Annotated in this window: 14 protein-coding genes; 6 read left to right on the top strand and 8 right to left on the bottom strand. The window is 61.3% G+C overall.

Annotated elements, in window-relative coordinates; genetic code table 11:
* Positions 1–60 precede the first annotated feature (60 nt).
* Entirely contained in the window at positions 61–993 is a 933-nt protein-coding gene (locus K3762_RS14150; RefSeq protein ID WP_260010091.1) for a DMT family transporter, read from the top strand.
* Positions 990–1,631, top strand: a complete 642-nt coding sequence (locus tag K3762_RS14145; RefSeq protein ID WP_260010089.1) for a sulfotransferase family protein — start codon at positions 990–992, stop codon at positions 1,629–1,631. Before K3762_RS14150 ends, K3762_RS14145 begins: the two co-directional genes overlap by 4 nt.
* Positions 1,632–1,832: 201 nt before the next feature.
* Here the strand turns inward: K3762_RS14145 and K3762_RS14140 are convergent, their stop codons facing one another.
* The 7 genes from K3762_RS14140 to K3762_RS14110 form a co-directional block, all read right to left on the bottom strand.
* The gene (locus K3762_RS14140; protein WP_260010086.1) at positions 1,833–4,037 is read right to left on the bottom strand and encodes a 3-hydroxyacyl-CoA dehydrogenase NAD-binding domain-containing protein; all 2,205 of its coding nucleotides are present in this window, start codon (positions 4,035–4,037) and stop codon (positions 1,833–1,835) included.
* Positions 4,038–4,058: 21 nt separating this feature from the next.
* The gene (locus K3762_RS14135; RefSeq protein WP_067630090.1) at positions 4,059–5,273 is read right to left on the bottom strand and encodes an acetyl-CoA C-acetyltransferase; all 1,215 of its coding nucleotides are present in this window, start codon (positions 5,271–5,273) and stop codon (positions 4,059–4,061) included.
* A gap of 18 nt (positions 5,274–5,291) precedes the next feature.
* Positions 5,292–5,930: a glutathione S-transferase family protein gene (locus K3762_RS14130; RefSeq protein ID WP_067940122.1), complete on the bottom strand. Its 639-nt coding sequence runs from the start codon at positions 5,928–5,930 to the stop codon at positions 5,292–5,294.
* 139 nt (positions 5,931–6,069) lie between these two features.
* Positions 6,070–7,221 carry an acyl-CoA dehydrogenase family protein gene (locus K3762_RS14125; protein ID WP_132444317.1) on the bottom strand — a complete coding sequence of 384 codons (1,152 nt, stop codon included), beginning with the start codon at positions 7,219–7,221 and terminating at the stop codon, positions 6,070–6,072.
* A gap of 17 nt (positions 7,222–7,238) precedes the next feature.
* A complete protein-coding gene (locus K3762_RS14120; protein ID WP_067630099.1) occupies positions 7,239–7,451 on the bottom strand; it encodes a hypothetical protein in 213 nt (70 codons plus the stop codon).
* Between the two features lie 50 nt (positions 7,452–7,501).
* Positions 7,502–9,283 carry an acyl-CoA dehydrogenase C-terminal domain-containing protein gene (locus K3762_RS14115; protein WP_260010074.1) on the bottom strand — a complete coding sequence of 594 codons (1,782 nt, stop codon included), beginning with the start codon at positions 9,281–9,283 and terminating at the stop codon, positions 7,502–7,504.
* Positions 9,284–9,352: 69 nt separating this feature from the next.
* Positions 9,353–9,754, bottom strand: coding sequence for a MerR family DNA-binding transcriptional regulator (locus K3762_RS14110; RefSeq protein WP_067630105.1), 402 nt, complete (start codon positions 9,752–9,754; stop codon positions 9,353–9,355).
* A gap of 183 nt (positions 9,755–9,937) precedes the next feature.
* Between K3762_RS14110 and K3762_RS14105 the strand changes: the two genes are divergently transcribed.
* The gene (locus K3762_RS14105) at positions 9,938–10,699 is read left to right on the top strand and encodes a LuxR family transcriptional regulator (protein ID WP_259945864.1); all 762 of its coding nucleotides are present in this window, start codon (positions 9,938–9,940) and stop codon (positions 10,697–10,699) included.
* Between the two features lie 100 nt (positions 10,700–10,799).
* Complete coding sequence (locus K3762_RS14100) at positions 10,800–11,024, top strand: hypothetical protein (RefSeq protein WP_260010072.1); 225 nt, start codon at positions 10,800–10,802, stop codon at positions 11,022–11,024.
* Positions 11,025–11,033: 9 nt separating this feature from the next.
* On the opposite strand, the gene K3762_RS14095 is transcribed toward K3762_RS14100, so the two are convergent.
* Positions 11,034–11,414 carry a MerR family DNA-binding transcriptional regulator gene (locus K3762_RS14095; RefSeq protein ID WP_260010070.1) on the bottom strand — a complete coding sequence of 127 codons (381 nt, stop codon included), beginning with the start codon at positions 11,412–11,414 and terminating at the stop codon, positions 11,034–11,036.
* A gap of 118 nt (positions 11,415–11,532) precedes the next feature.
* Between K3762_RS14095 and K3762_RS14090 the strand changes: the two genes are divergently transcribed.
* Entirely contained in the window at positions 11,533–11,955 is a 423-nt protein-coding gene (locus K3762_RS14090) for a PaaI family thioesterase (RefSeq protein ID WP_067938691.1), read from the top strand.
* On the top strand, positions 11,952–12,464 hold the full coding sequence (locus tag K3762_RS14085; protein ID WP_067938682.1) for a PaaI family thioesterase: 513 nt from the start codon (positions 11,952–11,954) through the stop codon (positions 12,462–12,464). The genes K3762_RS14090 and K3762_RS14085 overlap by 4 nt, the downstream gene beginning before the upstream one ends.
* The last annotated feature ends 33 nt before the right edge of the window (positions 12,465–12,497 follow it).

Raw genomic sequence — 12,497 nt, 5'->3', positions numbered from 1 at the left:
GTTGAGTATTGCTGCCGCGACGTGACTTTGAAAAGAGGGCAGGAGCGAAAAGGAGGGCAGATGCAAGACGCAGCGGTGAAATCAGGCTTGGCGGCGCTTTGCGCCGTAAGCGGTATGGCGGCTTTGGGGCTTACGGATAACTTCGTCCCCTTCATAACCGAGCGCGGCTCGCTCTGGCAGTTTCATTTTGTGCGCGGTGTTATGGCGGTGGCCATTCTGATGGTGCTGGCGGCCCTTGGTTTCGGCATCCTGCGGCCAAGGCGGTTTTGGGCCGTGGCGGGCCGCAGCCTGTTTCAGGCCGGGGCCATGTTGATCTATTTCGGCTGTCTGGCCTTTTTGCCCATCGGCGTGGTGGTGGCCGGGCTTTTCACCTCGCCGCTCTTCGTGCTGATGATCTCGGCCCTGTTCCAAGGCAAGCGTGTCGGGCCATGGCGGTGGGGGGCCGTGGCGGTGGGCTTTGCCGGAGCGTTGATGGTGATCCGCCCCGACCCGAGCGATCTTGACCCCGTGGCCTTTCTGCCGCTCTTGGCCGGGGCGCTCTATGCGATCGGCGCCGTGGCGACGCGGGCATGGTGCGAAGGGGAGAGCACGATGGTCATGACCGCAGGCTTTTTCGGCATGTTGGCGGTCATGGGCGGCATCGGTGTCATGGTTTTGCCGGGTGCGGAGGTGGCAGGGCCCGAAGGTTTCGTCAGCCGCACATGGGGGCCGCTGGATGGCGCGATGTGGTTCTGGATCGCGGTGCAAGCGGTAGGCTCGCTCATCGGCATCGGGTTTCTGGTGCGCGGCTACCAATTGGGCGAGGCCGGACATGTCGCCATTTTCGAATACTCCCTGCTGATTTTCGCCAGCTTTTGGGCCTATGTCCTATGGGACCAGCAGGTGCCGCCCATGGGCTTTGCGGGCATGGCGTTGATTGCACTGGCGGGGGCGGTCATCGCGCTGCGCAGTGATGAGCCGTCTACCCTACGCGCGCCGGAGGCGGTGGAGTGATCATCAGCCGGGGCCGTCGCTATGTCTTTGTGCATATCCCCAAAACGGGGGGCACCTCGCTCGCGCTGGCTTTGGAAGGGCGGGCGATGAAGGACGACCTGATGCTGGGTGACACGCCGAAGGCGCTGAAACGGCGGCGGCGGTTGCAAGGCGTGCAGGCGGCGGGGCGGCTCTGGAAACACTCAACGCTGGCGGATGTCGACGGGCTGCTGCGGCCTGAGGAGTTGGATGGGCTGTTTTGCTTCACGCTGGTGCGCAACCCTTGGGACCGGGTGGCGAGCTATTACCGCTGGCTGCGCGGGCAGGGGTTTGATCATCCGGCGGTGGGTCTGGCGAAGCAGTCGGATTTCGCGGGGTTTTTGCGGCATCCGCAGACGCAGGCCAGCCTGCGCGCCTGGCCCGCGCGGCGGTATATGGCGGATGCGGCGGGGCGGGAACACTGTAATCTCTATATCCGGTTGGAGTATTTCCCAGCGGATGCGCAGCCGCTGTTCGAGCATCTGGGTTTTGAATTGGAATTGCCGCGAGTGAATGCCTCAGCAGGAGCTGCGGCCTATACGCCTGAGTTGCGCGATATTGTGGTGGAGGTTTGCGCCGAGGATATCGCGCGATTTGGTTACGCTGACGACGGCCCCTAGGCCCGGAATCAAGCCGCAGGCGCCGGGCCATCGCCTGCCCGCCCCCCGGTTAGGCGATTTGGCGAGGCTGGGCGGTACTTTGCGGGCACACATCACTGCTGCGCCATAAAGTGGCACGAGGCCACCTTGGATCGCCGACTAGCGGGCAGGCGATGGCCCTCATACCTCTACGAAAAAGGGGCGCCGAAGCGCCCCGATCTCTTATGCTGCCTTGCTGGCGTCCGGGTTGAACCGCCCGTAGAACGACTGGTTCTTCTGGGCCATCTCGCGCAGCAACTCGGGGCAAGTAAACCGCTCACCGAACTTCTCGGTCAACTGATCACAACGCTCCGCCGCATAGGGCGCGCCGATCATGTCGAGCCAGCTCAGCGGCCCACCGGACCAAGGCGCAAAGCCCCAGCCAAGGATCGCACCGACGTCACCTTCACGGATGTCCATCAACACGCCTTCTTCCAGCGCGCGCACGGCCTCCAAGGTCTGCGAGAACAGCAAACGGTGCTGCACTTCGATCAGATCGGGCTGTTCCTCGGCCACGGGGTATTTGTCGCCCATGCCCTGCCACAGACCGATCCGCTTGCCCTTGGCGTCATAGCTGTAGAAACCGGCATTCGCCTTGCGGCCCAGACGGCCCTCTTTCTCCATCCAGAACACCAGCGGGTCGATATCGTCGTTGGGATAGTCTGCCCCCATCGCCGCCTTGGTGGCACGGGCAATCTTGGCGCCCAGATCGATCGAGGTCTCATCCATCAACTGCAATGGCCCAAGCGGCATGCCGACGAGCTTGGCCGCATTCTCGATCAGCGCAGGCTCAACACCCTCCTGCACCATGCGCACACCTTCGTTGATGTAGGGAATGATGCAGCGGTTGGCGTAGAAAAAGCGCGCGTCGTTGACCACGATTGGGGTCTTGCGGATCTGGCGCACATAGTCGAGCGCCTTGGCCACGGCCCGGTCGCCGGTCTCAGCGCCCTTGATGATTTCCACCAGCAACATCTTCTCGACCGGAGAGAAGAAGTGGATGCCGATGAACTGCTCCTGACGGCTCGACGCCTTCGCCAGATCGGTGATCGGCAGGGTCGAAGTGTTGGAGGCAAAGATGCAATCCTCGGGGATCACGGCTTCGACCTTCTGGGTCATCTCGGCCTTGACCTTGGGGTCTTCAAACACCGCTTCGATGATCAGGTCGCAGCCCTTGAGCGCATCCAGATCGGTGGTCGCGGTGATCAAGTCGAGCGCTTTGGCCTTCTTCTCTTCGGTCGATTTCTTCCGGGCGATGCCCTTGTCGAAATAGCTCGCGGAATAGGCCTTGCCCTTGTCGGCGGCTTCTTGGGTTTGGTCGATCAGCACGACCTCGATGCCCGCCTGAACCGACACCAGCGTAATGCCCGCGCCCATCATGCCCGCACCCAGCACGCCCAGTTTCTTCACGCGCTGGTCCGGCACGCCTTCGGGGCGCACGGCACCTTTCTCAAGCGCTTCTTTGTTAAGGAAGAGCGAGCGGATCATATTGCCCGAGGAGGGGTTCATCAGCACATTGGTGAACCAACGCGCTTCGATTTTCAGAGCCGTGTCGAAAGGCACCAGCGCGCCTTCGTAGACCGCCGACAAAAGCGCCTTGGCCGCCGGATAGACACCCTGCGTCTTGCCGTTCACCATCGCACTGGCGCCAACAAAGGTCATGAAACCCGCCGGATGATAAGGCGCGCCGCCGGGCATTTTATAACCCTTGGCATCCCACGGCTTCACCATATCGGCGTCCTTGGCATTCAGCACCCAGTCGCGTGCCGCGGCCATCGGGTCTTCGCTGACCTCATCAATAATGCCGGCCTTCTGGGCAGCAGCAGGGGCGACCATTTTGCCTTCCAAGAGGAAGGGCGAGGCCGCCATCGCGCCGAGCTTGCGCACCATCCGCGTGGTGCCACCGGCCCCGGGGAAGATGCCCACAAGGATTTCCGGCAGGCCAATCCGCGCCTTCGGGTTATCCGCCGCAAAGGTGCGATGCGTGGCCAGCGGCAGTTCCAGCCCGATGCCCGCGGCGGTGCCGGGGATCACGCAGGCCATGGGCTTGCCGCCCTTGTTGGTCTTGGGGTCCATGCCCGCGCGCTCGATCTTGCGCAGCAGAGCGTGCATCTGCATCGTGCCCTCGAAAAGCCCCTTGGCCGGATCGTCGCCCGCGTCTTCCTTCATCTTGGCCAGCAGGTTCAGGTCCATCCCCCCGGCGAAAGACCCTTCCTTGCCCGAGGTGATGACGATGCCCTTCACGGCGTCATCGGCCAGCGCGTCGTCGATATGCTTCTCCAGATCGCGCAACCCGTCAAAGGACATCACGTTCATGCTTTTGTCCGGCACGTCCCATGTGATCGTGGCGATGCCGTCGGCGTCTTTATTCAATGTAAAATCGGTCATTCTCTTGCTCCCTTACGCGGCTTACACGCGCTCGATGATGGTGGCGGCACCCATGCCGGAGGCGATGCAGAGCGTGGCGAGCCCCACTTCCTTGTCAGCGCGCTCCATCTCATCGAGCAGAATGCCGATGATCATGGCACCGGTGGCGCCCAGAGGGTGGCCCATGGCGATGCCGCCGCCATTCACGTTCACTTTGCTGTCGTCCACATCAAAGGCCTGCATGAAGCGCAGGACCACGGCGGCAAAAGCCTCGTTGACCTCAAACAGATCGATGTCGCCGATGGTCATGCCGTTGTCCTTCAGGATCTTCTCGGTCACCGGCACCGGGCCGGTCAGCATGATGGTCGGATCGGTGCCGATCTTGGCGGTGGCGCGGATGCGGGCGCGGGGCTTAAGCCCGTGCTGCTCGCCGAACTCTTTGTTGCCGATCAAAACAGCCGCAGCACCGTCGACGATGCCCGACGAGTTGCCCGCGTGGTGGATGTGGTTGATCCGCTCCAGATGCGGGTATTTCATCAGCGCGACCTTGTCGAAGCCGGGCATCACTTCGCCCATCTGCTGGAACGCCGGGTTCAGGCCGCCAAGCGACTGCATGTCGGTCTGCGGGCGCATGTATTCGTCACGATCAAGGATCGCGAGGCCGTTCTGGTCGCGCACAGTGATCACGGATTTGTCAAAGCGGCCCTCTTCCCAAGCCCGCGCCGCGCGCTGTTGGGACTGCATGGCCAACTGGTCGGCCTCGTCACGGGTGAAACCGAATTCGGTGGCAATGATATCGGCCGAAATACCCTGCGGCACGAAGTATTTCTCCATCGCCAGCGTCGGGTCCACGGCAATCGCGGCACCGTCAGCGCCCATCGCGACACGGCCCATCATCTCGACACCGCCAGCGATATAACCATTGCCCGCGCCGCCTTTGACTTGGTTGGCAGCAAGGTTCACGGCTTCCATGCCGGAGGCACAGAAACGGTTGATGGCCAAACCGGGGATACGCTCGTCCAAATCGGACGCCAGCACCGCTGAGCGTGCCAGACAGCCGCCCTGTTCCATCACCTGCGTGACGTTGCCCCAGATCACGTCCTCAACGGCATGACCTTCAAGGTTGTTGCGCTCTTTCAGCGCGTTCAATGTCTGTGCCGACAACCGCAGCGAGGTGACTTCATGCAGCGCGCCGTCCTTGCGGCCCTTGCCGCGTGGGGTGCGGATCGCGTCGTAGATGTAAACGTCTTGGGTCATGTTCATGTCCTCCGAGGGTCAGGCGCGGTCAGCAGGGCTGCCGGGCATCAGGTCGTATGGGGCCTTCCAGCCCGGTGTTTCGCTCAAACGCGTGAGCCACGCGTCGATATGGGGCCAGTCGCTGCGGTCAAAGCCAAAAGGCTCGGGGTAATAAAGATACCCGCAGCAGCTGAGGTCTGCGTTGGTCAATTCGTCGCCCACGATCCAGTCGCGGCCGTCGAGATGGTCGTTCAGCACGCCGTACGCCGCCTTGAGCCGCCCTTGGCTAAAGGCAATAACCTCGGCGGGGCGTTTGTCTTCGGGCAGGAAATTCATCAAGAAACGGGTCATCCCAGCAACACCACTCAGCTTGTGGTTATCCCATAGCACCCAACGCATTATTTCACGCCGTTCCGTCGCGTCGCCGCCGCCGAATTTGCCCGCCTTTTCCGCGACGTAATCCTGAATCACGCCTGATTGCGTGAGCCGGAGATCGCCGTCGATCATCACCGGGGCCTCGCCCATGTTGTTGATCTGCGCGCGATAGTCGGGCTGCCGCGTCTGGCCGCCGAAAAAGTCGACCTTCACCGGCTTCCAGTCCAAGCCTGAGAGTTCCAAAGCAAGCGCGGCCTTATAGGCGTTGCCGGATTCGCCAAAGCAGTAAAGCTGGATGGTCACGTATCATTCCTCCTCAATCTGTCATCGTTCGCGGCACGGTCGGACGGTATTTGGTAAAAGGATGAAGAGGGGGGTCTTGCGCCCTTATTTTCATCCTTTCTTAAATACCTCTGCGCGGCGGCCGGGGCTGGGCGCGCGGTCAGAGATTGCGCGCGATCAGTTCCTTCATGATCTCGTTGGTGCCGCCGTAGATGCGCTGCACCCGCGCGTCGGCCCACATTTCGCCGACCGCATATTCCTGCATGAAGCCGTAGCCACCGTGCAGTTGCAAGCAGGCATCAAGCACTTCGCCTTGGGTGTCGGTCAGCCAGTATTTTTGCATCGCGGCCTTATCGACGGTTAGCTCCCCGCGCAGATGTTCGCTGATGCATTCGTCGAGGAAGGCGCGGGCCACCATGGTTTTGGTTTTCACTTCGGCCAGTTGGAAGCGGGTGTTCTGGAACTGGGTCAGCGGGCCGCCGAAGGCTTCGCGTTCTTTGCAGTATTGAATCGTGCGCGCCACGGCGCCTTCCATCGCGCCGACCGCACCGCAGCCGATGATCAGGCGCTCTTGGGGCAGTTGTTGCATCATTTGGTAGAAGCCTTGGCCTTCGTCTTGGCCAAGGATGTTTTCTGGTGGGATTTCGACATTGTCGAAGAACAGTTCCGAGGTGTCCGCCGCATGCAGGCCGATCTTGTCGAGGTTGCGGCCGCGTTGAAAACCCTGTGCGCCGTCGGTTTCGACGACAACGAGCGAGACGCCTTTGGAACCTTCCTTGGGGTCGGTTTTGGCCGCGACGATGATCAGATTGGCGTGCTGGCCGTTGGTGATGAAGGTCTTTTGGCCAGAGAGCTTATAGGCGTTGCCGTCGCGGATCGCCTTGGTTTTGATCCGCTGCACGTCCGATCCGGTGGAAGGTTCGGTCATCGCCAGCGCGCCGACCAACTCGCCCGAGACCATCTTGGGCAGCCAGCGTTTTTTCTGGTCTTCGGTGCCATAGGCGAGGATGTAATGCGCGACGATGCCCGAGTGGATGCCATGGCCCCAAGAGGCGAGGTTGGCGCGCGAGCCTTCGATCAGAATCGCGGCTTCGTGGCCGAAATCACCGCCGGCCCCGCCATATTCTTCGGGCACCGAGGGGCAGAGCAGGCCGAGCTCACCCGCCTGTGCCCAAGTCTCGCGGTCCATTTGGCCTTGTTTGCGCCATTTCTCGAACTTGGGCGCCCATTCGGCGTTGATGAATTGCGCCGTCATATCGGCGATCATCTGGTGTTCGTCGGTCATCCAGCTGGATGTCTTGCCTTGCGTCATCCGCCCCTCCCCAGGGTTCAGCGTTTGCGGCTTTCCAGTTCGGCGTTGAACAGGCGCAGCCGCGCGGTCAGGTTTTCTTCGTTCATGACCGAGTTAAAATTCTCGAACAGGAACGACAGTGCTTCCCCTTCATCAAGACCTGCATCCGTGCTGAACTTCTTCAGCCTGCGGTAGCCCTCTTCGGTCATGGCGACGGGGAAGCGGCGGGTCAGGCGGAAGCGTTTTGGCATGGTCTCTCCGGGTGTTGGGCAGGGTGGGGGACAGGCCCCCACCACCCGTTTTAGAAGTTTGCGGCCTCCAGCGCCATGACAGTATCCGCGCCCGATTGGATGCGGGTCAGGTGCAGCGCCGTGGCGGGCAGTTGCCGTGCCATATAGTAGCGCCCTGTGGCCAGCTTCGTCTCATAGAACGTGGCGTCGCCGCTGCCGTTCTTCAACGCCTCTTTCGCCGCCAGACCCATTTTGGCCCACATCAGGCCAAGGCAGACATGGCCGAACATATGCATGAAGTCGTTCGACCCTGCGAGCGCGTGGTTGGGGTTCTTCATGCCGTTCTGCATGAAGTACATACCCGCCGCTTGCAGGTCTTTGCTGGCCGCCTTTAGCGGGTCGAGGAAGGCTGCGTCGAACTCGGCATCCTGACCGGCGTTATCCTTGATGAAGCCTTTGACCAGATCGAAGAACGCCATCACATGTTTGCCGCCGTCCTGGGCCAGTTTGCGGCCCACGAGGTCGAGCGCCTGAACGCCGTTGGCGCCTTCGTAGATTTGGGCGATCCGGGCATCGCGGGTGAACTGGGACATGCCCCATTCTTCGATATAGCCGTGGCCGCCGTAGACCTGCTGGGCCTTCACAGTCATGTCGTAGCCTTGATCGGTCAAGAAACCTTTGATCACCGGGGTCAGCAGCGACACGAGGCCGTCGGCGTCTTTATCCTCGGCGCGGTGGGCGGCGTCGATCATTGTCGCACCCCAAAGGATGAAGGCGCGGGCGGCTTCGACAAAGCTTTTTTGGTCCATCAGCGAGCGGCGGATGTCGGGGTGGACGATCAGCGGATCGGCGGGCTTTTCAGGGGCCACGGCACCGGTCACGGCGCGGCCCTGCAGGCGGTCGTTGGCGTAGATCACAGCGTTCTGATAGGCGACTTCGGCCTGTGCCAGACCCTGCATGCCGACGCCGACGCGGGCTTCGTTCATCATGGTGAACATGGCGCGCATGCCCTTGTGCTCGGTCCCCAGCAGATAGCCGGTGGCACCGTCGTAGTTCATCACGCAGGTGGAGTTGCCGTGGATGCCCATCTTCTCTTCGATGGAGCCGACGGAGACGCCGTTGCGCTCACCCAAGGAGCCGTCTTCGTTCACCATGAACTTGGGCACGATGAAGAGCGACACGCCTTTGATGCCTTCGGGGCCGCCTTCGATCTTGGCCAGCACCAGATGGATGATGTTGTCGGCCATGTCGTGTTCACCCGACGAGATGAAGATTTTCTGGCCGGAGATCTTGTAGCTGCCATCGTCCTGCGGCGCGGCTTTGGTGCGCATTAGACCCAGATCGGTGCCGCAATGCGGCTCGGTCAGGTTCATCGTGCCGGTCCACTCGCAGGACACCATCTTGGGCAGATAGGTATCTTTCTGCGCGTCGGTGCCGTGGGCAAGGATCGCCGAGGCCGCGCCGTGGGTCAGGCCCTGATACATGGTGAAGGCTTGGTTCGCGGCAGAGAACATCTCGCCCACAGCGGTGCCGAGGACATAGGGCATGTTTTGCCCGCCATAAGCTTCGGGCATGTCGAGGCCCGTCCAGCCGCCTTCTTTCACCTTTTCAAAGGCTTCTTTGAACCCTTTGGGCGTATAGACGACGCCATTCTCCAAGCGGCAGCCTTCTTGGTCACCCACGGCGTTCAGCGGGGCGAGGACTTCGGAGGTCAGCTTGCCTGCTTCTTCAAGAATGGCGGAGGTGAAATCAGGCTCCAGCTCCTCATAACCGGGGGTCTTGCTTTCGGTCACTTTCAGCACATCGTGCAGAACGAATTGCAGGTCTTTGGTGGGGGCTGTGTAACTGGGCATCTTTGCTCTCCGGGTCGTCTTTTTATGGATGTGGGTGCGGGCCTTGCCGCCGGGGTTATTCGGCTGCGTTTATTCAGCGGCGCGGCGGGGTTGGTTCATGGAGGAGATCATCTTTTCCCCCCATTTTAACTGGTCTTTAAGGTCTTCGATTGCTTCATTCAGCTCTTCGCGGCGCGACTCGAGGTCGGCCAGACGGGCGCGGGCTATTTCATAGGCTGCGGCGATTTGCGTCTGCTGCTGGTCGCCCATGTGATAAAGGTCGAGCAACTGACGGATCTCTTCGAGGCTGAAACCAAAGCGTTTGCCGCGCAGGATCAGCTTGAGCCGGGCACGGTCGCTTTTGGTAAACAGGCGTTTTTGTCCCTCGCGCAACGGAAAGAGCAGCTCTTTCGCTTCGTAGAACCGCAGGGTCCGCGGGGTGACTTCAAAAGCGTCGCACATCTGGCGAATGGTCAGCGTGTCGGCGGTCATCTCTTCACTCTCCAATCGTCGTTTCGAGACTTCAGTTGGGGGCTGACCTTGCTGATACAACGGGAGTTGACGTTGACGTAAGCGATACGTTGCGTCACTTTATACGCGGGGGGATTTCCTGTAGGTTGGGACAGGTGGGGCGCCCCCGCCCCCGATGGGCTTGGGCATCAAAGTGGGTAGGAGATGGCAAACCTCGATCAAAACGGGCCGAAAACGCTGGACGAACTGGTTCACTGCGCGCAGAACGCCACCTCCGCTGCGGGTATTTTGGCCTGCGGTCTAGGCTATTATCAAGGGCTTGGGATTGATCTGGTCAGCTATCACGGGGACAGCCCCGGCGCACCTGCGATCCTCTATAAGTTCAACGGCAATGGCGCGGAGGGGCCGCAGTGGCATTCGCAATTTCTGGATGTAGAGAAGCTGCGCGAAAGCCCTGTCGAAGCGCTGGCCCGACAACAGGTGATGCCGCTCTATTGGTCGGATGTGGCGGGCGCGGCGCGGCTGACCCCTGCGGAAAGCGTCTATATGAAAGGGTTGATGCGGCGCTACCCGAATGACGGCATCTCCCTCAAAGTGCATGGCCCGGGCGGGGATTCCGCCGTTGTGGGGCTGGGGTTTGCCGCCAAACAGCCGCGTCTGTCGCCGGGGGCCTTGTACAAACTTCTCAGCGCGGCCCAAATCGCGCATCTGCGCTATTGCGCCTTGGCCGAAAGCCAATCGGCACGCGATTTCGGCCTTTCTCCGCGTGAAGTTGAGGTGCTGGAGTGGATCGCCACCGGCAAGAGCAACAGCGTCATTGCCGAAATACTGGGGATTTCGCCTCATACGGTCGATACGATCGTGCGGCGGATCTTTTCCAAGCTTGACGTGAATGACCGCACCACCGCCGCCATCCGGGGCTTGGGCGCGGGGCTGCTGCGCCGTCCGAAAGAAGGGCCGCCCTAGGCGGTATGCTGACCCCGCGTCATTGTCGCGTGACTGCGTGACATGACCCTGCGTCGGACCGGCTGTAGGTGCGGGTCCTTCACCCAAAGAGGTTCGAAGCATGTCACAAAAACAAGAACAGACAAGTAATGGGGCTGGCAACGGTTCCGATGCGCAGACGCGCGTACGCGTGGTCGCGGATTTGAAAGCCGCATCTGAAACCATCGAGAACAGCGCATTCGATCTGGCGGGCGATGCGAGCCCCGATGTTGTTTCCGACCTCATCCGCATCACTGCGGATTTGCAGATGCTGATCGCGCAGTTGTCGCAGCCCGGCGGCCGCTGAGGCTGCGGGTCAGCCCTCGTTCGAAGCGATTGCCGCGGCGGTGTCGTCGCGCAGCTTTTGCAGCTCCGCCATGGCTTCGTCCAACTGGCGGCGCTGCTCGGCCAGTTCTTCTAGCTGACCATTTGCCATGGTGACCCACGTGCGCATCTGCGCCTCGGTCCCCTCTTTTTCATAGATCAACAGCCACTGCCGGATGTCTTCCAGCGCAAAGCCGAACTTGCGGCCGCGCAGGATCAGCTTCATCCGCGCCCGTTCACGCGGGCCATAGAAGCGCGAGCGCCCCTCGCGGTGCGGTTGCAGCAATTCGATATACTCGTAATAGCGCAACGTCCGTGGCGTCACGTCAAATGCCGCGCACATCTCTTTGAATGTCAGGCGTTCATCGTCCAAAGCATCTACTCCCTTCAGGCAAACTATGGTCACGCGCGGGGATGCGCAACAGGTGGTCTTGCCCTTTCGCCATCCCCCCATGATAAAGGTCAAAACCAGACGCAAAGGGGTGGGCTGCATGTCGGATAAGTTGAAAATGGCGCGACAGTTCATTCAGGCGCTGCCCCATTCCATGGCGCTCGGGATGGAGCTGCAGGAGTTGGGCGATGGCTCTGCCGTGATCACCATGCCCTATGATGACAAACTGGTGGGCGACCCCAAAACCGGAGTGATCAGCGGCGGGGCGGTCTCGGCCTTGATGGACACTTGCTGTGGCGCGGCGGTGATGAGCCACCCCAGCAATCCCTCGGCTACCGCCACCATGGATCTGCGGATCGAATACCTGCGCGCCGCCACGCCGGGCCAAACGATCACCACCCGCGCGACCTGCTATCACGTCACCCGCTCGGTCGCCTTTGTGCGCGCCACGGCGACGGATGAGGACGCCGAGAATTTCGTGGCCACCGCCACAGGAACCTTCACCGTGGAGGGCCACAAATGACCAAACATCGCAAGCCAGAGCCGGTTCAGGTGATCAAGCAACGCCGCGACGGGGTGCTGCGCGCCATGGTCGAAGGTGTGCCCTATATCCGCTTTCTGGGCATCGAGTTTGAGCGCCGTGGGGATGAGCTGACAGGCATCATGCCCTTTTCCGAACAGTTGATCGGCAACCCGATCCTGCCTGCGTTGCATGGCGGTGCAACGGCGGCCTTCTTGGAGGTGACCGCGATCATCACCCTAAGCTGGGGGCTGATCTGGGAGGACATGGAAAGCGGCGCGCTTGATCTGGACAATCTGGATGCCGATCATTTGCCCCGGCTGCCCAAAACGATCGATTTCACCGTGGATTACCTGCGCTCCGGTCTGCCGCGCGATGCCTATGCACGGGCGCGGATCAACCGGTCGGGGCGGCGCTATGCCTCTGTTCATGTTGAGGCGTGGCAGGACAACCGCAGCCGCATTTTCGCTCAGGCCACGGGCCATTTCCTGATGCCGCAGCGGCGTGGCTGACTCTAAATCAGAAGCCGAGCCGCTCAGCGAGGC

This window comes from Sulfitobacter sp. W074 (assembly GCF_025142275.1).
GTDB classification, from domain to species: Bacteria; Pseudomonadota; Alphaproteobacteria; order Rhodobacterales; family Rhodobacteraceae; genus Sulfitobacter; species Sulfitobacter profundi.
Note: the sequence above shows the minus strand (reverse complement) of the source record. Positions and strands in the feature narration are given on the sequence as shown.